At 71.0% G+C, this 22,160-nt stretch carries 19 protein-coding genes; 9 read left to right on the forward strand and 10 right to left on the reverse strand.

What is annotated here, in order from left to right; translation table 11 throughout:
* Nucleotides 1–211 precede the first annotated feature (211 nt).
* Nucleotides 212–703, reverse strand: a complete 492-nt coding sequence (locus tag ACZ43N_RS25485) for an ATP-binding protein (RefSeq protein ID WP_468100623.1) — start codon at nt 701–703, stop codon at nt 212–214.
* A gap of 406 nt (nt 704–1,109) precedes the next feature.
* Here ACZ43N_RS25485 and ACZ43N_RS25490 point away from each other — a divergent pair, with 406 nt between their 5' ends.
* The gene (locus ACZ43N_RS25490) at nt 1,110–1,877 is read left to right on the forward strand and encodes a transglutaminase domain-containing protein (protein WP_468100624.1); all 768 of its coding nucleotides are present in this window, start codon (nt 1,110–1,112) and stop codon (nt 1,875–1,877) included.
* A 400-nt stretch (nt 1,878–2,277) separates the two neighbouring features.
* Here the strand turns inward: ACZ43N_RS25490 and ACZ43N_RS25495 are convergent, their stop codons facing one another.
* Entirely contained in the window at nt 2,278–3,768 is a 1,491-nt protein-coding gene (locus tag ACZ43N_RS25495) for a HAMP domain-containing sensor histidine kinase (protein WP_468100626.1), read from the reverse strand.
* 11 nt (nt 3,769–3,779) lie between these two features.
* Nucleotides 3,780–4,529 carry a response regulator transcription factor gene (locus ACZ43N_RS25500; protein ID WP_468100627.1) on the reverse strand — a complete coding sequence of 250 codons (750 nt, stop codon included), beginning with the start codon at nt 4,527–4,529 and terminating at the stop codon, nt 3,780–3,782.
* A 243-nt stretch (nt 4,530–4,772) separates the two neighbouring features.
* Between ACZ43N_RS25500 and ACZ43N_RS25505 the strand changes: the two genes are divergently transcribed.
* Nucleotides 4,773–6,074 carry a glycosyltransferase family 4 protein gene (locus tag ACZ43N_RS25505; RefSeq protein ID WP_468100701.1) on the forward strand — a complete coding sequence of 434 codons (1,302 nt, stop codon included), beginning with the start codon at nt 4,773–4,775 and terminating at the stop codon, nt 6,072–6,074.
* Nucleotides 6,075–6,101: 27 nt separating this feature from the next.
* On the opposite strand, the gene ACZ43N_RS25510 is transcribed toward ACZ43N_RS25505, so the two are convergent.
* Nucleotides 6,102–7,181 carry an LLM class flavin-dependent oxidoreductase gene (locus tag ACZ43N_RS25510; RefSeq protein ID WP_468100703.1) on the reverse strand — a complete coding sequence of 360 codons (1,080 nt, stop codon included), beginning with the start codon at nt 7,179–7,181 and terminating at the stop codon, nt 6,102–6,104.
* A gap of 141 nt (nt 7,182–7,322) precedes the next feature.
* Between ACZ43N_RS25510 and ACZ43N_RS25515 the strand changes: the two genes are divergently transcribed.
* Nucleotides 7,323–8,150, forward strand: a complete 828-nt coding sequence (locus ACZ43N_RS25515) for a DUF6597 domain-containing transcriptional factor (protein ID WP_468100629.1) — start codon at nt 7,323–7,325, stop codon at nt 8,148–8,150.
* Here ACZ43N_RS25515 and ACZ43N_RS25520 read toward each other — a convergent pair whose 3' ends face one another.
* On the reverse strand, nt 8,151–8,306 hold the full coding sequence (locus tag ACZ43N_RS25520) for a hypothetical protein (protein WP_468100631.1): 156 nt from the start codon (nt 8,304–8,306) through the stop codon (nt 8,151–8,153). It lies immediately after the preceding gene.
* On the reverse strand, nt 8,306–9,082 hold the full coding sequence (locus ACZ43N_RS25525; protein WP_468100632.1) for an SDR family NAD(P)-dependent oxidoreductase: 777 nt from the start codon (nt 9,080–9,082) through the stop codon (nt 8,306–8,308). The genes ACZ43N_RS25520 and ACZ43N_RS25525 overlap by 1 nt, the downstream gene beginning before the upstream one ends.
* A 104-nt stretch (nt 9,083–9,186) precedes the next feature.
* Between ACZ43N_RS25525 and ACZ43N_RS25530 the strand changes: the two genes are divergently transcribed.
* Nucleotides 9,187–9,624, forward strand: coding sequence for an ester cyclase (locus ACZ43N_RS25530; RefSeq protein WP_468100633.1), 438 nt, complete (start codon nt 9,187–9,189; stop codon nt 9,622–9,624).
* A 75-nt stretch (nt 9,625–9,699) separates the two neighbouring features.
* On the opposite strand, the gene ACZ43N_RS25535 is transcribed toward ACZ43N_RS25530, so the two are convergent.
* Nucleotides 9,700–10,893 carry an RtcB family protein gene (locus tag ACZ43N_RS25535; RefSeq protein ID WP_468100634.1) on the reverse strand — a complete coding sequence of 398 codons (1,194 nt, stop codon included), beginning with the start codon at nt 10,891–10,893 and terminating at the stop codon, nt 9,700–9,702.
* A 213-nt stretch (nt 10,894–11,106) separates the two neighbouring features.
* Here ACZ43N_RS25535 and ACZ43N_RS25540 point away from each other — a divergent pair, with 213 nt between their 5' ends.
* The 3 genes from ACZ43N_RS25540 (at nt 11,107) to ACZ43N_RS25550 (ending at nt 14,710) form a co-directional block, all read left to right on the forward strand.
* Nucleotides 11,107–11,997 (forward strand): DUF3558 domain-containing protein, encoded by an 891-nt coding sequence (locus tag ACZ43N_RS25540; protein WP_468100636.1) that lies wholly within the window; start codon nt 11,107–11,109, stop codon nt 11,995–11,997.
* Between the two features lie 142 nt (nt 11,998–12,139).
* Nucleotides 12,140–13,111, forward strand: a complete 972-nt coding sequence (locus tag ACZ43N_RS25545) for a hypothetical protein (protein ID WP_468100638.1) — start codon at nt 12,140–12,142, stop codon at nt 13,109–13,111.
* Nucleotides 13,112–13,336: 225 nt separating this feature from the next.
* Nucleotides 13,337–14,710, forward strand: a complete 1,374-nt coding sequence (locus tag ACZ43N_RS25550) for a DUF2637 domain-containing protein (protein ID WP_468100639.1) — start codon at nt 13,337–13,339, stop codon at nt 14,708–14,710.
* Between the two features lie 72 nt (nt 14,711–14,782).
* On the opposite strand, the gene lysS is transcribed toward ACZ43N_RS25550, so the two are convergent.
* Nucleotides 14,783–16,528 (reverse strand): lysine--tRNA ligase, encoded by a 1,746-nt coding sequence (gene lysS, locus ACZ43N_RS25555; protein ID WP_468100640.1) that lies wholly within the window; start codon nt 16,526–16,528, stop codon nt 14,783–14,785.
* Nucleotides 16,529–16,979: 451 nt separating this feature from the next.
* On the opposite strand from lysS, the gene argS reads away from it, so the two are divergent.
* The gene (gene argS, locus ACZ43N_RS25560) at nt 16,980–18,767 is read left to right on the forward strand and encodes an arginine--tRNA ligase (RefSeq protein WP_468100641.1); all 1,788 of its coding nucleotides are present in this window, start codon (nt 16,980–16,982) and stop codon (nt 18,765–18,767) included.
* Nucleotides 18,768–18,887: 120 nt separating this feature from the next.
* On the opposite strand, the gene ACZ43N_RS25565 is transcribed toward argS, so the two are convergent.
* Nucleotides 18,888–19,595, reverse strand: coding sequence for a hypothetical protein (locus ACZ43N_RS25565; RefSeq protein ID WP_468100642.1), 708 nt, complete (start codon nt 19,593–19,595; stop codon nt 18,888–18,890).
* A 187-nt stretch (nt 19,596–19,782) separates the two neighbouring features.
* On the opposite strand from ACZ43N_RS25565, the gene ACZ43N_RS25570 reads away from it, so the two are divergent.
* Entirely contained in the window at nt 19,783–20,607 is an 825-nt protein-coding gene (locus ACZ43N_RS25570) for a DUF4253 domain-containing protein (RefSeq protein WP_468100643.1), read from the forward strand.
* A gap of 198 nt (nt 20,608–20,805) precedes the next feature.
* Here ACZ43N_RS25570 and ACZ43N_RS25575 read toward each other — a convergent pair whose 3' ends face one another.
* Nucleotides 20,806–22,029, reverse strand: a complete 1,224-nt coding sequence (locus ACZ43N_RS25575; RefSeq protein WP_468100704.1) for an aminotransferase-like domain-containing protein — start codon at nt 22,027–22,029, stop codon at nt 20,806–20,808.
* Nucleotides 22,030–22,160: the final 131 nt, after the last annotated feature.

The following is a 22,160-nucleotide window of genomic DNA, read 5'->3' on the forward strand; positions in this document are numbered from 1 at the left end:
CCGTGGAGGAGCTGGGTCTGGAGGTCGGCATGGAGGCCACCGCCCGCGTGAAGTCCACCAACGTCCACATCGACCGGACCTGAGCCGCCGGCTCCCCCACCACCGGCTCCCCCACAGCCGGCCGTGCTCCAGGCCTTGAAGCAAGGAACCCCTGTCAACCCCCGGTTGATCCGCGCGCGTCCACCCCGAGGACGGCCCCTCGCTCACTGCTCTAGTTGGGCGAGGCCAGGTCGAACCAGACCGCCTTGCCGTCGGGGTGGACCAGACCGCCGCCGTAGGGGAGGGCGGCGGCCGTCCCCCAGTGGCCCTCGGTGAGGGCGTCCACGAGGTGCAGGCCGCGGCCTCCCTCCTCCCACCCCTCGGGGGTCAACTCCCGCATGACCGGCGGGCTCTCGTCACCGTCGTAGACGATCACCCGGACCCGCCAGGTCTCCACCGCCAGCCACAGAACCGATCCTGCACCTTTGGCGTGGACGCACGCGTTCGTGACCAGTTCGGAGGTGCACAGCGCGGCCGCGTCGACGAGGTCGTCCAGGCCGAGGGCGCGCAGCACGGTGGCGACGAAGTCGCGGGCGATGAGCGGGGAGGTGTCGAGGGGCGGGCAGAACAGGGTGTAGGTCGTCGCCGACGGTGAGACCCAGGGGGTGGGGGACGACGTACGGGGGGACGGTACGGCGGGGAGGTTGGGGGCGGTATCGGGCATGGGCAGACCAACTCCATTGCGACGAGAAGGGATGAGGTGGGTCCCTACCGCGTCTGGCTCCTCCTCGGGTGTCGACGGCCCGGGGTGCGCTTTCAACTGGCGGTACTCAGGGGGTGAGTTGCGGACTGGTTGCTCTTTGTTCATCACTTGAGCACTCTCCGTGAGCGCAGGAATGACCGTAGTCGGCGTATTTGCACCGCCGCAATGGGGTCGCTGGAAGTACTACGAAAGCGCGTCGCCGGAGGAGCCGACACGGGGCCCTCGTCGTCGAGCGGATCACCGGCCTCGCGGGAGGGGGACGGTCACGGCCGCGGGCCCGCCTCGTGTGAGGATGGACGGGGCGCTCGCCGGGGCCGCGCGGGGGCCCGTGCGGGGAACAGCGGGACGCAGGGGGATCGGGACGGACATGACCAGTCGGTTGCTCATGGCGTACGGCGCGCGGGACAGGCGGGCCGGCGCGGCGGTACGGAGCGCGGAGGACGTGCGCGGATCCACGCGGGCCACCCCCGTCCTGGACCACGACGACCCGCGGGTGAGGGCGATCGCGGGCCGGGTGGTGAGCGAGGCGACCCCGCTGGAGGCGCTGCGCGTCGCGCACCGGATCGTCGCGCGGGATGTGCGCCCGGTGTACTCGGTCGAGGACCGCCGCCCGGTGTCCCGGACCCTGCGACTGGGGCGCGGCTCGTGCAGTCAGCGGATGGCGGCGCTGGAGGCGGTCGCACGTGCTGTCCGGGTGCGGACCCGGGTCCGCGGGCTGCTCGTCGACGGCGCGTTCTGGTATCCGCGCTTCCCGCGGCTGAAGCCGTTCGTGCCGGCGCAGGTCGTGCTGGCCTGGCCGGAGTTCCGGATCGACGGCGCGTGGCTGCCGATCGGTGAACTGTTCACCGGGCCCGCCGCGGACGGCCACTACGCCAACGACGGCGGAGAGACCCTCTTCGACGCGGTGGCCCGCACCGGCATCGCCTGGGACGGCGGCTCCCGGGCCGGGCGAAGCGCCTGTGCCGCCGACGGGGGCTCCTGCGACCTGTCCGCCCAGCTCATCGCGGACCTCGGCCACTTCGACGACCGCGACGCCCTCTTCGACCGGCACGGCCAGACCCTCTGCCGGACGGCCCGCACCCTGACCGAGCCCGTCCTCGGCCGCTGGACCCCGGGCACCCGCACCCCGGAGTGACTCCCGGGCGGTCACTCACCGTCCGCCCCCGGCCGTCGGTCACTCACCGTCCCCCCGGCCGCCGTCAAACCCTCACCGCCCGCCCACCAGCCGTCGATCCCTCACCATCCCCCCGGCCGCCGTCAAACCCTCACCGCCCGCCCACCAGCCGTCGATCCCTCACCATCCCCCCGGCCGCCGTCAAACCCTCACCGCCCGCCCACCAGCCGTCAATCCCTCACCGCCCGCCCCCGGCCGTCAATCCCTCACCGCCCGCCCCCGGCCGTCGATCCCTCACCGCCCGCCCCCGGCCGTCGATCCCTCACCGCCCGCCCCCGGCCGTCAATCCCTCACCGCCCGCCCGCCGGCCCGGCGACCTCGCGCCGACGCAGGCCCGTTCGGCGCCTGCCGTCACGGGACGTCAGTTCTCGATTCCCCGCACCGTGAAGCCGGTCACGAGCCCCCCGCCCTCCCGCCGGAAGGCGAACGGCGTGCCGCCGTGGGCGGAGGCCACCGCGCGGACGATGGACAGGCCGAGGCCGGAGCCGGGAAGGCTGCGGGCGTCGGGGGCACGGTAGAAGCGGTCGAAGATGCGTTCCAGGTCGCAGTCGGCCACGCCGGGCCCCCGGTCGAGGACCTCCACCCGGACCACCTCGGCCCCGTCGTCCTGGCCCACGTCGTCGAGGTCGACGAGGTCACCACCGCCCCGCGACGGCCCCCGCGCGACCACGACCTCGATCGCCCCGGTCCCGGCGCGGTCGAACTTGGCGGCGTTCTCCACCAGGTTGGACACGGCCCGCTGCAGCGCGCCGGCCCGCCCCTCGACGGTGGTGTCCCCCTCCACCCGTACGGCGACCTCCCGCCCGGTCCGCCGCCGCGCGGTCGCCGCGACGTCCTCGGCGATGTCGGCCAGCTGCACCCGCTGCACGGGCTCGGTGCCCGACTGACCGGCGGCGAGGTCCACCAGCTCGTTGACGAGGTCGGTCAGTTCGCGAGCCTCCTGGGCGAGGTCGTCGACCAGTTCCTCCCGCACCCGGGCGGGCAGTTCGTCGATGCGCCGGAGCAGCGAGATGTTCGTCCGCAGGGACGTCAGCGGTGTCCTCAGCTCGTGCCCCGCGTCCTGCACCAGCCGCCGCTGGTCCTCCTCCGACTGGGCCAGCCGCACCAGCATCCGGTCGAAGGAACGCCCGAGGCGCCCCACCTCGTCCCGGCCCGCGACCGGCACCTGGATCCCCAGGTGCCCCGTCCTCGCCACGTCCTCCGCCGCCCCGGCCAGCTGCACCAGCCGCCGGGTCTGCCGCCGCGCCAGCCACCACCCGAACAACCCCGCCGAGACGACGACCCCCGACACGAAGAGCAGGGTCCGCTGCTGCAACTCCCGCAGCAGGTCCTCCGTGTCACTGAACTCCTGGGCCACCTGCACGGCCCCCCGCCCGCCACCGAGCGCGACGGTCGCCACCCGGTACCGGCCGCCGCCCACCTCGACCTCGCCGTGCTCGACCATCGTCCCGGCGAACCTCGCGCCCGCGACACGAACGTCGTTGGGCCGCACCGGCAGACCGGGGTCGCCCTTGTCGAGGACCTCCCCCTCGGGGCCGAGGACCTGGACGTCCGTACGGCCGGAGCGGATCAGGTCGTCACGGGGGCCGCCGCTGTCCGAGGGTGCGAAGTCCTCGGGACCCAGCGGATCCTGCTCGACCAGCTCCCGCAGATCGCGGACCACCTCGGCGAACACGGTCTGCTGATCCACCCGTACCAGCCGCGCCGCCGCGCTGTAGCTGAGGATCCCGACGAGCACGGTGACGACGCATGCCACCGCCACGAACGACACGGTGAACGTCGCCCGCAGCGACGGCACCGGACGCAGCCGGGCCGGTACCCGGGCCAACAGCCGGACGAGACGCGGCGCCACCGCCCGCCGCCTCAGTCTTCCCGCAGCGCGTACCCCACACCCCGCACGGTGTGGATCAGCGCGGGGGCACCGGGCTCGTCGAGCTTGCGCCGCAGATAGCCGACGTAGACGGCGAGGTTCTTGGAGCCGGGACCGAAGTCATAGCCCCAGATGCGGTCGTAGATGGTGGCGTGGTCGAGGACGATCCCCGCGTTGCGCACGAGCAGTTCGAGCAGGTCGAACTCGGTCCGCGTCAACTCCAGCTCCCGCGACCCCCGCCAGGCCCGCCGCGCCTGTACGTCCATCCGCACCCCCGCGGCGGAGACCAGCCCCGTCTCCGTCCCCGGAGCCGCCGCACCCGGAGCGACCGCGGCGGACGGCTCCTGGGACGGCTTCCCGGCGAGATCACCGGAGTTGCCGGTCCGGCGCAGCAGCGCGCGCAGCCGGGCGAAGACCTCCTCCACGTCGAACGGCTTGACGACGTAGTCGTCCGCGCCGGCGTCGAGCCCGGCGATCCGGTCGGCGGTCTCCACCAGCGCGGTGAGCATCAGGATCGGCGTCCGGTCGCCCTCGGCACGCAGCACCCGGCACACCTGGAGACCGTCTATGCCGGGCATCATCACATCGAGGACGAGCACGTCGGGCTGCCTGCGGTGCGCCTGCGCCAGCGCCTCGACGCCGTCGGCCACCGCCGTCACCTCGTAGCCCTCCAGCGTCAGCGCCCGCTCCAGAGCGTGGCGGATGGCGCGGTCGTCCTCGGCGAGCAGCACATTCTGGGGCACCTCACCAGTCTGCCAAGGCCACGGCCGCGCACCACTCGCCGAGTGCGCCCGATGACCCCTTCTTACCGGCCTCTCACCCCGGTCGCGCGGCCGGCTCACTCCGCCGGAGCACGGTGTTCGTGTGACACCGGCCCGCAAGGGAACCCGGGCGGAGAGGGCGCATGAAGTAAAAAGGGTCCGAACCCGCCCCAACTCTCCGATACATCACCAATACCGTCGGGAAGGTAGTGCATGAGCCGCCGGATGAAGATCGTGTTCCTGCTGCACAACGCGTACGCCATCGGCGGCACCGTCCGTACGACCCTGAACCTGGCCTCGGCGCTCGCGGACCACCACGACGTGGAGATCGCCTCGATGTCCCGCCACCGGGACGAACCGCGCTTCGACGTCGACCCCCGGATCACCCTCGTGCCCCTGGTGGACATCCGCCCGAACAGCCCCGATCTGCGCCACCCGGCCGTGATGCAGCCGGCCGTCGACTTCCCGGCCGCCGAGAAGCGCCACCGCCAGTACAGCCGACTCACCGACCGGCGCGTCCGCGGCTATCTGGCGGGCTGCGGCGCCGACGTCGTCATCGGCACCCGCCCCGGTCTCAACGTGTACGTCTCCCGCTTCGCCCCGCGCCGCGCCCTGCGCATCGGCCAGGAACACCTGCGCCTCGACGCCCACTCCAAGCAACTGCGCAAGGTCCTCGCCCGCCACTACCGCGCCCTGGACGCGGTCGTCACGACCACGGCCGCCGACGCCGAGGTGTACCGCGCACGGATGAAACTGCCGGGCGTACGGATCGTGCCCGTGCCCAACATCGTGCCCGCCACGGGCATCGCGCCGTCGGACGGCACCGCCCCCGTCATCGCCGCCGCTGGACGCCTCACCCGCGGCAAACGCTTCGACCTCCTCCTGGAGGCGTTCGCCAGGATCGCCCCGAAGGAACCCGACTGGGAGCTGCGCATCTACGGCGGCGGCAGTCAGAAGGACCGTCTGGAGACCCTCATCGAGGACCTCGACCTCACCGGCCGCGCCCATCTGATGGGCCCGCGCACGCCGATGGAGGCCGAGTTCGCCCGTGCCTCCCTGGTCGTGAGCGCCTCCGACGCCGAGTCCTTCGGCATGACCCTCGTCGAGGCCATGCGCTGCGGCGTCCCCGTGGTGAGCACCGACTGCCCCCTCGGCCCCGCCGAGATCATCACCGACGGCGTCGACGGCCGCCTCGTCCCCGTCGACGACCCCCACGCCCTCGCCGACGCCATCCTCGACCTCATCACCGACGACGCCCTGCGCCGCGACATGGGTCGAGCGGCCCTGAAGTCCGCCCACCGCTACGATCCCGCCCCGATCGTGGGGCGGTACGAGGAGTTGTTCGAAGACCTCCGCGCGACCAGGCTCCAGCGCACCTGGGAGAGGGAGAGGACGAGGGCGAGGGGCTGGCTGTATCGCAGGGCGCGTGCCTGGAGGGGGGCGACTGTCGTCCTTGGGGGCGCGGGGCTGTCACATGAGCGGCTCCACCGCGCCGGCGCGAGCAACCACACACAACGCGCGGCCTGAATCGAACCGCACCCCCAACGGCGGGACTCAGCCCTTGGCCCCGGCGGTGGCCAACGACCGATGGGTCGGCGCGTCCGGCACCCCGGCCGGCCGGCCCTTCGCGAACTCCTCCCGCAGCACCGGCACGACCTCCTCCCCCAGCATGTCGATCTGCTCCAGCACCGTCTTCAACGGCAGCCCGGCGTGGTCGACGAGGAACAACTGCCGCTGGTAGTCGCCCGCGTACTCCCGGAAGGACAGCGTCTTCTCGATCACCTGCTGCGGCGACCCCACGGTCAGCGGCGTCTGCTCGGCGAAGTCCTCCAGGGACGGCCCGTGGCCGTACACCGGCGCCACGTCGAAGTACGGCCGGAACTCCCGTATCGCGTCCTGCGAGTTCTTCCGCATGAACACATGCCCGCCGAGCCCCACGATCGCCTGTTCGGGCGTGCCGTGCCCGTGGTGGGCGTACCGCTCCCGGTACAGCTCCACCATCTGCCTGGTGTGGTCGGCCGGCCAGAAGATGTTGTTGTGGAAGAAGCCGTCGCCGTAGAACGCGGCCTGCTCGGCGATCTCGGGCGAGCGGATCGACCCGTGCCAGACGAACGGCGGCACTCCGTCCAGCGGGCGCGGGGTGGCCGTGAAGCTCTGCAGCGGCGTACGGAACTTGCCCGCCCAGTTCACGACGTCCTCACGCCACAGACGGTGCAGCAGCGCGTAGTTCTCGATGGCGAGGTTGATGCCCTGGCGGATGTCCTTGCCGAACCACGGGTAGACCGGCGCGGTGTTGCCGCGCCCCATCATCAGGTCCACCCGGCCGTCGGCCAGGTGCTGGAGCATCGCGAAGTCCTCGGCGATCTTCACCGGGTCGTTGGTGGTGATGAGGGTGGTCGCGGTGGAGAGGATCAGCCGCTCGGTGCGGGCGGCGATCCAGCCCAGCATGGTCGTGGGCGACGACGGCACGAACGGCGGGTTGTGGTGCTCACCGGTGGCGAAGACGTCGAGTCCGACCTCCTCCGCCTTCAGCGCGATCTCGACCATCGCCTTGATGCGCTCGCGCTCGGTCGGTGTACGGCCCGTGGTGGGGTCCGGCGTCACGTCACCGACGCTGAAGATCCCGAACTGCATCATCGCTGCCACCCTCTCAGGTTGTTTACGATTCAACTATAGCGCCGAACAGGTACTCCGCTCCCACTATTCCGCCGGCACCGCACACCGGCCTCCCCGCACCGGCGCAGAATGTCAGTCCCCGTCCCTACCCTCTCCCCCATGGCCGCCCCACGCCGTGACACCCGAGGCATCGTGGACGCCGCGGAGCTCTTCGCGCGCGTCCGCTTCCGCCGCCGTGAACCCGCCGAACCGCTCCGCCCGTACCTGGAGCACTACTGGCTGATCGACTGGGACCTGCCCGAGCCGTACGTCTCCCAGGTCGTCCCGCACCCCTCGGTCAACATCGTCTTCCAGCGGTACGCGGGACAGGCCCCCTTCGCCGAGGTCTCCGGCATCGGGCTCGGCCTCTTCGCCCAGAAACTGGAGGGCAGCGGCCGGGTCTGCGGCGTCCAGTTCCGGCCGGGCGGCTTCCGCCCCTTCGCCGCCGGCACCCCCGCGTCCGACTGGACCGGCCGCCGCGTACGACACCCGGAGGTGTACCCGGACATCGACCCCGACACGGTCCTCGCACCCGACGACGAGGACGCCCGCGTCGCCGCCCTGGACGCGTTCCTCCTGACCCTCGGCCCGCGCCCCGACCCCCAGGCCGACCTCGCCATGGCCCTCGTCGACCGCATCCGCACCGACCGCGCCATCCGCCGCGTCAGCGACTTCGCCCGCACCGAGGGCCTGTCCGTACGACACCTGCAACGCCTGTTCGCCGCGTACGTCGGCGTCGGCCCCAAGTGGGTCATCCTCCGCTACCGCATCCACGAAGCCCTGGAACACGCCGAGACGGAACGCGCGGTCGACTGGGCCGCGCTCGCCGCCGACCTCGGCTACGCGGACCAGGCCCACCTGGTCCGCGACTTCACGACGACGGTGGGCGTCCCGCCGACGACGTACGCGGAGGCCGTGGCACCCGCAGCACCTTCCGCACCCGGCTGATCACTCCGCGTGCATGACCGCGTAGATCATCACGAACGCCACGAGGTGGATGCCGAAGAGGAAGTACGCCAGGTACCACCACACATACCGCTCGTTCTTCTTCTCCTCGGCGAGCCGGCGCCGCTCGGAGTCGAGGTCCCGCTCCTCGGACGTCATCACAGCTCCCGATGGACCTTGGTGTTGGACGCCTGCGCGCGGGGGCGCAGCACCAGCAGATCGACGTTGACATGGCTGGGCCGGGTGACCGCCCAGGTGATCGTGTCGGCCACGTCGTCGGCGGTGAGGGGCTCCGCGACCCCCTGGTACACACGCGCCGCCTTGGCCTCGTCACCGCCGAAGCGGGTCAGGGCGAACTCCTCGGTCTTCACCATGCCCGGCGCGATCTCGATGACCCGCACCGGAGTCCCGACGATCTCCAGCCGCAGCGTCTCCGCGAGAACGTGCGCCCCGTGCTTGGCGGCGACATAGCCCGCGCCGCCCTCGTACGTCCCGTGCCCCGCCGTCGACGACACCACGACCACGGTCCCGTCACCGCTCGCGGTCAGCGCGGGCAGCAGGGCCTGGGTGACGTTGAGGGTGCCGATGACGTTCGTCTCGTACATCCGGCGCCAGTCGGCGGGGTCGCCGGTGGCCACCGGGTCGGCGCCCAGCGCGCCGCCCGCGTTGTTCACCAGCACCCCGATCGTCCGGAAGGCCGTGGCGAACTCGTCCACCGCCGCCCGGTCCGTGACGTCCAGCGCGTACGCCGTGGCCTGGCCGCCCGACGCGTTGATCTCCTCCGCCAGCGCCTCGATCCGGTCCTTGCGGCGCGCCGTCAGCACGACGCGGTACCCCGCGGCGGCGAGCTGCCGGGCCGTGGCGGCGCCGATCCCGCTGCTCGCACCCGTGACGACGGCGATACGGGAGGCGGCGGACGGTGCGGCGGTGGCCATGAGCTGCTCCTGGGGCGCGAGGACTGCGTTGTCCGGCCAGGATAGGCATGCGGTGGGACAATGGGATGAACGAGACGGGTGATCCCCTGTTCAGGAGGTGGATCATGGGCCAGGCGCGCGAGGTCATGGACCAGCTCACCGAGGCCCTCACCACACATCAGGACCCGAAGACCATCGGCAACCTCTTCGCGGAGGACGCGGTCGCCCACACACCGGACGGCGGAGAGATACACGGCCGGGAGAACATCGCCGAGTACTGGCGCCAGATGACGGACGCCGTACCCGAGGCCCGCTTCGAGGCGCTCAGCTCCTTCGAGATCGGCGACACCGCGATCGACGAGGGCGTCTACAGCGGCAGGAACACCGGCCCCCTCGCATTCCCCGACGGCACGACCCTCCCCGCGACCCAGAAGGACATCAGCATCCGCGGCGTGGACTTCGCCACGGTGGAGAACGGCCAGATCACCAGCTACCGGCTGTACTTCGACCAAGTGGAGTTCCTCGGCCAACTGGGCCTGCTGCCGGAGGAACTGACGCAGTAGGAACTGACACAGCAGAAACTGACGCGGCAGCAGGAACGGGCGGGAGGCAGTGACGCACCGCCTCCCCGTACTCGTTCATCCCTTGACGCAGACGACCTGCTTCAGCTTCGCCACGACCTCGACGAGGTCCCGCTGCTGGTCGATGACCTGCTCGATCGGCTTGTAGGCGCCGGGGATCTCGTCGACGACCCCGGAGTCCTTGCGGCATTCCACGCCGCGCGTCTGCTCCTCCAGGTCCTTCGTCGTGAAGCGACGCTTCGCCGCGTTGCGGCTCATCCGCCGGCCCGCGCCGTGTGACGCGGAGTTGAAGGCCTTCTCGTTCCCGAGGCCCTTCACGATGTACGAACCCGTGCCCATCGAGCCGGGAATGATTCCGTAGTCGCCGGAGCCGGCACGGATCGCGCCCTTGCGGGTCACGAGAAGGTCCATGCCGTCGTAGCGCTCCTCCGCCACGTAGTTGTGGTGCGCGCTGATCTCGGGCTCGAAGGTCGGCTTCGCCTTCCGGAACTCCTTGCGGACGACGTCCTTGAGGAGCGCCATCATGATCGAGCGGTTGTACTTCGCGTACTCCTGCGCCCAGAACAGGTCGTTGCGGTACGCCGCCATCTGCGGGGTGTCCGCGACGAAGACGGCGAGGTCGCGATCGACCAGGCCCTGGTTGTGCGGCAGCTTCTGGGCCACGCCGATGTGATGCTCCGCAAGCTCCTTGCCGATGTTGCGGGAGCCGGAGTGCAGCATGAGCCATACAGAACCGGTCGAATCCGTGCAAATTTCGACAAAGTGGTTGCCGCTACCCAGGGTTCCTATCTGCTTCTGCGCCCGCTCATGACGGAACTTCACCGCCTCCGCCACACCGTCGAAGCGCCCCCAGAAGCCGTCCCACCCCGCCGCGGCGAAGCCGTACAGCTGCCCGGGGTCGACGGGCTCGTCGTGCATCCCCCGTCCCACCGGAATCGCCTGCTCGATCCGCGACCGCAGCCGGGAGAGGTCGCCCGGCAGGTCGTTGGCCGTCAGGGACGTCTTCACCGCGGACATGCCGCAGCCGATGTCCACGCCCACCGCCGCGGGGCACACCGCGCCCTGCATGGCGATGACCGACCCGACCGTCGCACCCTTCCCGTAGTGGACGTCCGGCATGACGGCCAGACCCTTGATCCAGGGAAGGGTCGCGACATTACGGAGCTGCTGGAGGGCGACGTCCTCGACCGACGCGGGGTCGGTCCACATACGGATCGGCACCTTCGCGCCCGGTATCTCTACATACGACATCTCAGCCTCATTCCCCCGCAATTCCAGCAAAAGTCTCAGAACGCAAAACCGGCGCCAAGGTCAACGAAAGGGATACCGGACCGGCGTCCACGGCAGTGCGTGCGATACACATGGTGCCCGGGGGCCACCCCCGGTCGGCAAGTGAAATAAGCACAGGCCACAGGACAACTGCGCAGGCGTCCCCCAGGGACCCCGTCGAGAGGAGCCCCCACGGTGCAGCGGAAGGCGTACGTACCCGGCGTCGCCGTGCTCCTCGCGGCGCTGCTGACCGCATGCACGGGGTCGGACGACAGCGACGCCCCCGACGACCCGCGCCCCGGCGAGGCCGCCGCGTCCGCCCCGACCGCGCAGCCCGGCCGCTACGACACCCTCCCCGAAGCCTGCGGTTCCATCGACGGCGACACCCTCGACGCCCTTCTCCCCGGCCTCAGGCAACTCCCGGACGCGGAGCAGCGCGAGGAGGCGTACGAGGGCCAGGCGACGCTGACGTACGACACGGAACGGAAGGCCGGCTGCCGCTGGAAGGTGGAGTCGCCGACCGCCACCGACTATCTGTTCGTCGATTTCGAGCGCGTGGTGTCGTACGAGAGCGCGGTCAGTGACGACAGCAAGGCGCAGGAGGTGTACGGCGGCAAGGTGGCGGCCGCGGACCTCCCGGAGCCTTCACGGAGCACGACCGAGGACGAGGAGGACGGCGGTGACGACGGTGACGGTGACTCCACGGCGTCTCCGTCGCAGAGCGCTTCCCCGTCCGGCGCGGCCAAGTCGCCCAAATCGTCCGACTCTCCCAATCCTTCTGGTTCTTCCGGCTCTTCCGGTTCCAGTGGTTCTTCCGATTCGTCCGGTTCCGCTGCCGCGTCCGCGACTCCGGCCTCCCTGCAGCCCCGCACGCTCGACGGTCTCGGGGACGAGGCGTTCCTGGACGACGCGCTCGGGACGAGCCGGCAGCGCACGGTGACTGTGGTGTTCCGCACGTCGAACGTGATCGTGACGATCGAGTACGAGGAGCAGCCGGCGACGACGACGGATGTGCCGGACAGCGAGGAAATGCAGGACAGGGCCCGGAATCTGGCCGAGTTGCTGGCGGAGTCGTTCGACGAGTGAGCGATCGCCGGGGGTGGTTCGGGCGGTTGGGCGAGCCCCCTGATTCAGGACCGCGTTTCTTCCTCACCGCGTACCGTGGCCCCTCGGACCCGATCCGACCGCAGGAACCACGAGCGTGATGAACGTCATGAGTGAAGGAACCATGCAACGAGCCGCAGAGTCAGGTCATCGTCAGCAGCAGTCGCGTACCACGCAGGGCACGGGCGTCGCTCGTGCCGGGCGTCCGGGGCGGGCACGGGTGCTCGTCGGCGCCGCTGTCGTCCCGGTGATGCTGTTGGCGGTCGGCTGTTCGTCGGACTCCGGCTCCGACACCTCGTCGCAGGACAAGGCGTCGGCGGGGGCGACCTCGGCGGCGACGAAGTCGGCGACGCCGGAGGTGGTCGAGGCCGCGTACGCGGTACTGCCGGACGCGTGCGAGGTGTTCGCGTCGAAGACGCTGAAGTCGATGGTCCCGCAGGGCGCGAAGTCGGGGAAGGCGATCAACACTGCCGAGAAGAACGTGACCGGCGACTGCCGTTGGACCAGCCTCGACAACAACGGTGTGGACGGTTCGCAGTACCGCTGGCTGAGCGTGTCGCTGCATCTGCTGGCGTCGGACGCCACGAACGGTCCGGGCGAGGACCGCGCGCACGAGGCGTTCGAGTCGAAGGTGACCGCGGCGAAGGCCGTGGACGGGGCGAAGAACGTCAAGACGGAGCCGGTGACGGGCACGGGCGACGAGGCGACGGCGGTGCGTTACGACCTGAAGAAGGACGGCGACACCTTCAAGCAGCAGACGATCGTGGTGCGCACGGAGAACGTGGTCGTCACCCTCGACTACAACGGCGCCGGTCTGGCCGGCGACAAGACCCCGGACCCGGCGGCGCTGCTGAAGTCGGCCAAGGCCGCGGCGAAGGAGGTCGTGAAGGAGGTCGGGGAGGCGAACGACGGCGACGGCGGGTCGTCGTCCCCGTCGGCGAGCGCGTCGAAGGCGCCGTCGAAGACCCCGTCCACGGGGGCGACGAAGGCGGCGGGTTCCGGCTCCGGTTCGGACCTGGGCACCGGCTCCGACTCCGCTTCCGGCTCCAAAACCTCGACGAGCGGCTCGTCGTCCACCCGTAAGACCTCGCGGTAACGGACGCGCACGACCGGTGGGGCACCGGGCCGCTCGGGCCGGGGACGTAGTGCCCAACTCGTAATGCGCGGCGGGTGACGCCCTGCCCCACCTGGGCTTTCGCCGGGGACCGGTCCTCTCGTGGGCCGGGCCCGGTACGTACCGGCAACCCGTTTGCCGTACACATGTGCCACCCTGTTGCGCGCAACAACACGCAAGGGGAGGGGAGTACGGGTGGCCGCGCCAATGCAGCTGACTCGAATGCACCGCGTTCTCATCGGCGTGGTCGTGTTCGGCGCCGTCATCATCGCCGGGATCGGCTTCGCGGGTTCCTACGCGGCGGTGCGGGAACTGGCCGTCAAGAAGGGCTTCGGGAACTTCTCCTACGTCTTCCCGATCGGTATCGACGCGGGTATCTGTGTCCTGCTGGCCCTGGACCTGCTGCTGACCTGGATCCGCATCCCCTTCCCCCTGCTGCGTCAGACGGCGTGGCTGCTGACGGCGGCGACGATCGCGTTCAACGGCGCGGCGGCCTGGCCGGACCCGCTGGGTGTGGGTATGCACGCGGTGATCCCGGTGCTGTTCGTGGTGTCGGTGGAGGCGGCGCGGCACGCGATCGGGCGTATCGCCGACATCACCGCCGACAAGCACATGGAGGGCGTCCGTCTCACGCGCTGGCTGCTCTCCCCCGTCCCCACGTTTCTCCTGTGGCGCCGGATGAAGCTGTGGGAGCTGCGCTCCTACGACCAGGTGATCAAGCTGGAGCAGGAACGTCTCGTCTATCAGGCCCGCCTCCGCTCGCGCTTCGGCCGGGCCTGGCGCCGCAAGGCCCCGGTGGAGTCGCTGATGCCGCTGCGTCTGGCCCGCTACGGCGTCCCCCTGGCGGACACGGCCCCGGCGGGTCTGGCGGCGGCGGGCATCGAACCGGCGCTCCTGCCGCCGGCGTCGCAGGTCGAGCTCGACCTGGCCGCGGGAGACCGTACCGCCGGTGCGGCCCGGGCGGGGGTAACCGCGCCCGCCGCCGAGCGGCGCCCCCAGCTGGAGAGCTTCCCCGCCCAGCAGCAGCCGGAGTACCCCGAGTCCCAGCAGCAGGGGTACGCCGAGCAGGAACCCCCGGCCGAGGAAAGCCCCTGGCTCCATGCCCGCCACCCCCAGGAGGTCCCCTACCAGGGCGGCTACGACCCCTCGTACGACCCGGAGGAGGAGTACGAGCGGTGGTACGAGGAGCAGGACCCGGAACAGTACCAGCCGGAGCAGTACCCGCCCGAGCGGTACCAGCCGGAGCAGTACCCGCCCGAGCGGTTCCGGCAGCGGTTCGAGGAGCCGGAGGCGCCGGAGGAGGAGCCCTCACCGGAGGAGACCGGCAGTTTCCCCATTCCGGTGGCCCCGGGCCGCACCCGTGAACTGGGCGAGGGCGGCGGTACTCCGGAGCCGACCGAGGAGGACTACTACCTGGTCTTCAAGAAGTCGATAGACGGCAGCTACCCCACGTCCGGCCAGTTCCGGGACGACGTCGAAGCGACCTACGGCATCACGGTGCCCCAGCGGGAAGCGGACCGCATGGTCAACCGCTTCACCAACCGCCACACGGCGGAACTGCAGGAAGACCACATCGCGTAACGCACCGGCACCGTCGCAAAGAGGGGGCGCCCGGCATTCGCCGGGCGCCCCCTCCTCCTACGTACGGGGGTTCTACTCCCCGAGCAGTGCCCGTACCCGGTCCTGGCCCACCGCGAGGAGCAGCGTGGGCAGGCGCGGGCCGGTGTCACGGCCCACCAGCAGGTGGTAGAGCAGCGCGAAGAACGACCGCTGGGCGGTCTTGATCTCCGGGGGGAGCTCCTTGGGCGTGGCGTCCGCGGCGAACCCGGCCTGGACCTTGGGCACGCCGTAGACGAGGTGCGTGAGCCCGTCGAGGGACCAGTGGTCGGCGAGTCCGTCGAGCAGCAGCCGCAGAGAGCCCTGGGCCTGCTCGTCGAGGGACTTCAGCAGCTCGGCGTCGGGTTCGTCGCGCACGATGGTCCGCTGGTCGGCGGGGACGTGCGTGTTGATCCAGGCCTCGGCCTTGTCGAGGCGGGGCCGTACGGCGTCGAGCGAGGACAGCGGGTCTGCGGGGTCGAGCTCGCTGAGGATGCGCAGGGTCTGGTCCTCGGCGCCCGCGGTGATGTCGGCGACGGACGCGAGAGTCCGGTACGGCATCGGGCGGGGCGTGCGGGGCAGCTCACCGGCGGCGGTGCGCACGGCACGGGAGTGGGCGGCCACGTCGGCCGGCAGCGCGGAGCCGTCGGCGACCTTGGCGTCGAGCTTGTCCCACTCGTCGTAGAGGCGCTGGATCTCCTGGTCGAAGGCGATCTTGAAGGACTGGTTGGGGCGGCGACGGGCGTAGAGCCAGCGCAGGAGCTGCGGCTCCATGATCTTCAGCGCGTCGGCGGGGGTGGGCACGCCACCCTTGGACGACGACATCTTGGCCATGCCGCTGATGCCGACGAAGGCGTACATGGGCCCGATGGGCTGCTTGCCGCCGAAGATCCCGACGATCTGCCCGCCGACCTGGAAGGAGGAACCGGGGGACGAGTGGTCGACGCCGCTGGGCTCGAAGACGACGCCCTCGTAGGCCCAGCGCATCGGCCAGTCGACCTTCCAGACGAGCTTGCCGCGGTTGAACTCGTTCAGCGCGACGGTCTCCGAGAAGCCGCAGGCGGTGCAGGTGTAGGACAGCTCGGTGGTGTCGTCGTCGTAGGCGGTGACGGTGGTGAGGTCCTTCTCGCACTGCCCGCAGAAGGGCTTGTACGGGAAGTACCCGGCGGAGCCGGAGCTGCCGTCGTCCTCGGCTGCGGCGCCGGAGCCCTCCGCGGCCTCCAGTTCGGCCTCGTCCACCGGCTTCTGCGACTGCTGCTTCTTGGCAGGGGCCTTCTTGGTGCGGTACTGGGCGAGGATCGCGTCGATGTCACCGCGGTGCCTCATGGCGTGCAGGATCTGCTCGCGGTACACGCCGGAGGTGTACTGCTCGGTCTGGCTGATCCCGTCGAACTCGACGCCCAGCTCGGCGAGCGCGTCGACCATCGCGGCCTTGAAGTGCTCGGCCCAGTTGGGGTGGGCGGAGCCCTTGGGGGCCGGGACGGAGGTGAGCGGCTTGCCGATGTGCTCGGCCCAGCTGCCGTCGACGCCCTCGACGCCGTTCGGGACCTTGCGGTAGCGGTCGTAGTCGTCCCAGGAGATCAGGTGCCGGACCTGGTGGCCGCGCCGGCGGATCTCGTCGGCGACGAGGTGCGGCGTCATCACCTCGCGCAGGTTGCCCAGGTGGATGGGGCCGGACGGGGAGAGCCCGGACGCGACGACGACCGGTTTGCCCGGGGCCCGACGCTCCGACTCCTCGATGACCTCATCCGCGAAACGGGAGACCCAGTCGGTGGTCTCGGTGCTCTGAGCCACGATCGGCACGTCCTCTTTTTCTGAGTGTTCTCCGGGGGCCGGCCGGTACGGTCCCGGCCGACGGGGCCATTCTCCCAGCTCTGGCCATAACCACGAAACCGCGTTTTGAGGGGGCCGGGCGCGCCTTGTGACTCGGGGGTGCGTGTTCGTCGGCGGCTGCGGGTGGTGTGTGGTTTCTCGCGCAGTTCCCCGCGCCCCTGAAGGCATGGGCCTGCGGCCCGGCCTTCATCGGGTGGCGCCGTTGCGATCGGACAGGCGCCGTTGAAAAGCACGGGGCGCAGCCCCGGCCGCTTTTCAGGGGCGCGGGGAACTGCGCGAGAAACCACGAACCACCCGCACCCGCCGACGAACCCGCACCCCCGAGCCATGAGGCGCCCGCAGCTCGCCAGAAAACCCCTTTACCCCCGTGGGATACTGAACGACATCCATCCGTACCCCGAGGAGAACGGCTCCCCATCTCATGGCTCCGGTCACGTCCCTCACCGCCTCCGTCCACCAGCGCCTCGCGACCGCCCTCTCGGCCACCCTGCCGGAGGCCGTCGCGGACCCGCTGCTGCGACGCAGCGACCGGGCGGACTTCCAGGCCAACGGCATCCTCGCCCTGGCGAAGAAGGCGAAGGCGAACCCGCGGGAGCTGGCGACGCAGGTCGTCGCGAAGGTCGAGTCCGGGGTGACCAGCGATCTGATCAAGGAGATCGAGGTCTCGGGCCCCGGCTTCCTCAACATCACGCTCACCGACGCGGCGATCACCCGTAACCTCGCGGAGCGCTACGCGGACTCCGCCCGTCTCGGCGTGCCCCTCGCGGAGCACCCCGGTACGACGGTCATCGACTACGCCCAGCCGAACGTGGCGAAGGAGATGCACGTCGGCCACCTCCGCTCCGCGGTGATCGGTGACGCGGTCGTCCAGATCCTGGAGTTCACCGGCGAGAACGTGGTCCGCAGGCACCACATCGGCGACTGGGGCACCCAGTTCGGCATGCTGATCCAGTACCTGCTGGAGCACCCGCACGAGCTGGACCACAAGGCGGACAGCGAGGACACGGCGGTCTCCGGCGAGGAGGCCATGTCGAACCTGAACCGCCTGTACAAGGCGTCGCGGGCGCTGTTCGACTCCGACGAGGAGTTCAAGACGCGGGCCAGGCGCCGGGTGGTCGACCTCCAGGCGGGCGAGCCGGAGACGCTCGCGCTGTGGCAGCGGTTCGTGGACGAGTCGAAGATCTACTTCTACTCGGTCTTCGAGAAGCTGGACATGGAGATCCGGGACCCGGACATCGTGGGCGAGTCGGGTTACAACGACATGCTGGACGAGACGTGCCGGCTCCTGGAGGAGTCAGGTGTCGCGGTCCGCTCCGAGGGCGCGCTCTGTGTCTTCTTCGACGACATCAAGGGCCCGGACGGCGACCCGGTCCCGCTGATCGTGCAGAAGTCGGACGGCGGCTACGGCTACGCGGCGACCGACCTGTCCGCGATCCGCGACCGCGTCTTCCACCAGAAGGCGAACACCCTGCTCTACGTCGTGGACGCGCGGCAGTCCCTGCACTTCAAGATGGTCTTCGAGACGGCCCGCCGGGCGGGCTGGCTGAACGGCGACGTGAAGGCGCACCAGCTGGCGTTCGGCACTGTCCTCGGCAAGGACGGCAAGCCGTTCAAGACCCGTGAGGGCGAGACGGTCCGGCTGGAGGACCTCCTCGACGAGGCGGTGCAGCGGGCCACGGCCGTGGTCCGGGAGAAGGCCGAGAAGGTGGGCCTGTCCGAGCAGGAGATCGTCGAGAACGGCCGGTACGTGGGCATCGGCGCGGTGAAGTACGCCGACCTGTCGACGTCCGCCGTACGGGACTACAAGTTCGACCTGGACCAGATGGTGTCGCTGAACGGCGACACGTCGGTGTACCTGCAGTACGCGTACGCCCGTATCCAGTCCATCCTCCGCAAGGCGGGCGAGACCCGTCCGGCCGCCCACCCGGAGCTGGAACTGGCCCCGGCGGAGCGGGCGCTGGGACTGCACCTGGACCAGTTCGGCGAGACGGTCGCGGAGGTGGCGCAGGGGTACGAGCCGCACAAGCTGGCCGCGTACCTCTTCAAGCTGGCGACGCTGCTGACGACGTTCTACGACCAGTGCCACGTGCTGTCCCCGGACAACGCGCCCGAGGTCGTGGAGAACCGTCTGTTCCTGGTCGACCTGACGGCCCGCACCCTCCACCGCGGCATGGCCCTGCTCGGCATCAGGACCCCCGAGCGCCTCTGACCTCACCTGCCGTTGCCGTCGCGCGGGGACACCCCCACGTCGTGTCCCCGCGCGACGGTGTCGCGAGTGCGCCTTCCGTGCGTACGGCGAGAGGCCGCCCGCGCTGCGAGGGGCGATCGGTCAGCGGTTGCCGATCCAGGCGTTGAACTTCACGTTCACCGTGGAGGTGGTCTGCGGCAGGGCGAGCGTGGTGGTGCCCGCGGAGCGGTACAGCGGCTTGGCCTGCCATGTGGTGGTGGCCTGGATGTTGCGGCCGATGACCTTGATGGCGTCCTTCCGCGCAGGCGTGATGGCGAAGGCGCCGTTGAGGTTGGTGACGGAGCGCTTGTACTTCGGCGACTTCACGGCGGTGCCGTAGTCGTAGGACAGGACGGTCTTCTGGGTGATGACCGTGATGCCGTAGATCCGCTCGCTGGCGGTGAAGGTCAGGGTGATGTGCGACCCGCCGGGAGCGGCCTTGCGGACGCCCTTGACGTCCGCCACGAAGCGGACGTCCTTGTTGTAGGCCTGCTCGTGGTGGCCGCCGCGGTGGATGTAGCCGCCGGCCCGGACCTCGTACGCCTCCTGGACCTTCCGGTTCTGGAGGTAGTCGACGAACTTCTGCTGCTTGGCCTTGGGCAACTTGTCGAACGCCTTGAGCACCTTGACGGAGGCGGCGCCCTCGTCGTTGTTCTTCAGCCAGTCGCGGTACTTGGCGACGGTGAGCTTGCTCGCCTTGCCCTGCGGTGCGGCGACGGCCGTGCCCTGGGCGGCGACACCGGTGAACAGCAGGGCGCCGGCGGTGGCGGCGAGGACACCGGTGCGGGTGGCGGTGGCGAAGGTACGCATGGGGGAGGGGGCCTCTCGAGACGGCTGCAGTGGTGCAACCACCGTAAATTCCAGCCCAGTTGGGCGAAATCGTCTCTTGGGGCACTGCCCTTCGGGGCACGGCGGAGGGCCCGCCGACGGGGCTGCCGGGCCCCTGCCCGAGCAGCCCCGAGGGCTGGTTGTCAGTGCCCGGCCCTACAGTCGCGGCATGGCGACACTTCCCAACCCGCTGCCCGGACTCGCGGCGGACCCGACCGGCCGTTCCCTCGGGCTGGAGCGGCCTCTTCCGCCCGGCCGGCTGATCGACGCGACGGACGAGGGACCGTGGCACGAGCCGCTGCTGTGGTACGCGGACGAGCCGGCCGCGCCCGGGGCCTGGGCGTCTGTGCAGCCGGCCCGCCGTACGGCAGGCCTCCTCCCGGTGCTGCTGGACGTCGGGGACGGCCAGGGCGGCCCGGAGGAGTGGGAGCTGATGCCGGGCGAGATGTCGTACCCCGGGGACCACGACCCCGAGGAGGTCCTGGCCGACCTCTGGGACATCTGCGCGGCGGACGAGGACCCGACCGGGGAGGAGGCCGAGGACTGGCCGGGCCTCGCGGAGGCCGCCGGCCCGGACGAGGACGGCCCCGACCCGGACGCCCTCGCCGCCGAAATCGCCGACTCGCTCCTGGCCGACCACGCACGGCTGAAGGAACCCCGCCTCGCGCTGGTCCCCGCCCGCCGCAGCGCCGACATCCCGGCGGCCATCGGCTGGGGCGGCCCGATGAACCACGAGAACGACGTGGCCCGCCTGTGCGCCGTGCTCCGCTCCTGGGAGGACCGCTTCGGCATCCGCGTCGTCGCCCTCGGCTTCGACCACCTCGTCGTCTCGGTGGCCGCCCCGCCCACCACCGAGACCGATGCCCGGCACCTGGCCGCCGAGCACTTCTCCTTCTGCCCCGACAACATCTGGCAGGGCACGCGCGACGCCTCCCGCGACACCTACGCGAAGACGCTGATCGGGGCCGGCACATGGACGTTCTGGTGGGACTGAGGCCCGTGCGGGTGAGTGGGGGCTGATCGCGCAGTTCCCCGCGCCCCTGAAAGGCGGCCGGGGCTGCGCCCCGTGCTTTTCAACGGCGCCACCCGATGAAGGCCGGGCCGCAGGCCCAAGCCTTCAGGGGCGCGGGGAACTGCGCGAACAACCCCCACGCACCCGCACCCGCCGAACAAACAGCACCTTTCGGAGCTCTTAGGCGCCCAACCCCTCCCCCAGCCGCCTCAACCCTTCCCGGATCTCCCCCGGCGCCTGCGTCACGAAGCACAACCGCATCGTCGTGCGATCAGGCTCCCCCGCGTAGAACGGCGCCCCCGGCACGTACGCCACGTCATGCTCGACCACCCGCGGCAGCAGTGCCGTCGTGTCGTACCCCGCGGGCAGTCGCGCCCAGAGGAACATGCCGCCCTCGGGACGGTTCCAGGCGGAGCCCTCGGGCAGGGCGTCCGGCAGCCCGGCGAGCATCGCGTCGCGACGCTCGCGGTACGCCGCCGCGACCCGGGCCACATGGGCGTCGAGGTCCCGGTCGGCCAGATACCGCGCCGCGGCGAGCTGGTTGACGGTCGGGGTGTGCAGATCGGCCGCCTGCTTGGCGACAGCGCAGGCCCGGCGCAGCCCGGCCGGTGCGCGCAGCCAGCCCAGCCGCATGCCGGGGGCCATCACCTTGGAGAACGAGCCCAGCAGCGCCGTACGGTCCTCGGCGCCCGGGCAAGAGGCGATCCACGGCACCCGCTCCCCCTCGAAGCGGAGTTCGCCGTACGGGTCGTCCTCGACGATCCACAGCCCGAGCCTGGCCGCGACGGAGGCGACGGCCGCCCGCCGCTCGGCCGGCAGGGTGCGCCCGGTGGGGTTCTGGAAGGTGGGCACGGTGTAGAAGAGCTTGGGCCGGGTCCGCGCCACCAGCTCCGCCAGCGCGTCGGGGTCGACACCGTCCGCGTCGCCGGGCACGGCCAGCACCCGTGCCCCTGCGAGCCGGAACGCCTGGAGCGCGGCAAGATAGCAGGGGTCCTCGACGAGAACGACGTCGCCCGGTTCGAGGAGCGCGGTGGCCAGCAGCGACAGCGCCTGCTGCGAACCGGTGGTGACGAGCAGTTCGTCGGCGTCCGTGGGCAGCCCCCGGGCGCCGTACCGGGTGGCGAGCGCCTCGCGGAGCACCGGCTCGCCCTCGGTCGTCGCGTACTGCAGCGCACGCCCGGCCGACCCGGCGAGGACGTCCCGGTAGGCCGCCGCCATTCCCTCGGTGTCGAAGAGCTCCGGCGCCGGCAGACCGCCCGCGAAGTTGACGACTTCGGGCCGTGAGGTGACGGCGAGGATGTCCCGTACGGGGGAACCCCCGACGGAGGTGACGCGCTCGGCGAGAGCGGGCACGGGCGCCCCGGCAGCCGCCGCCACGCCGTCGCGCGCTTCACCCGCAACCACCGAACCCCCGACAAAGCGCACGTCGTTCACGGCCCGCACAGCGCCCACAGCACCCACCCCACACCCGTAGCGGCATATTCAGGGCGGTTCAGCCCCGCCCCGCCCCCACTCTAGAGAGATATATGCCCCTT

This window comes from Streptomyces sp. NPDC030814 (assembly GCF_055572155.1).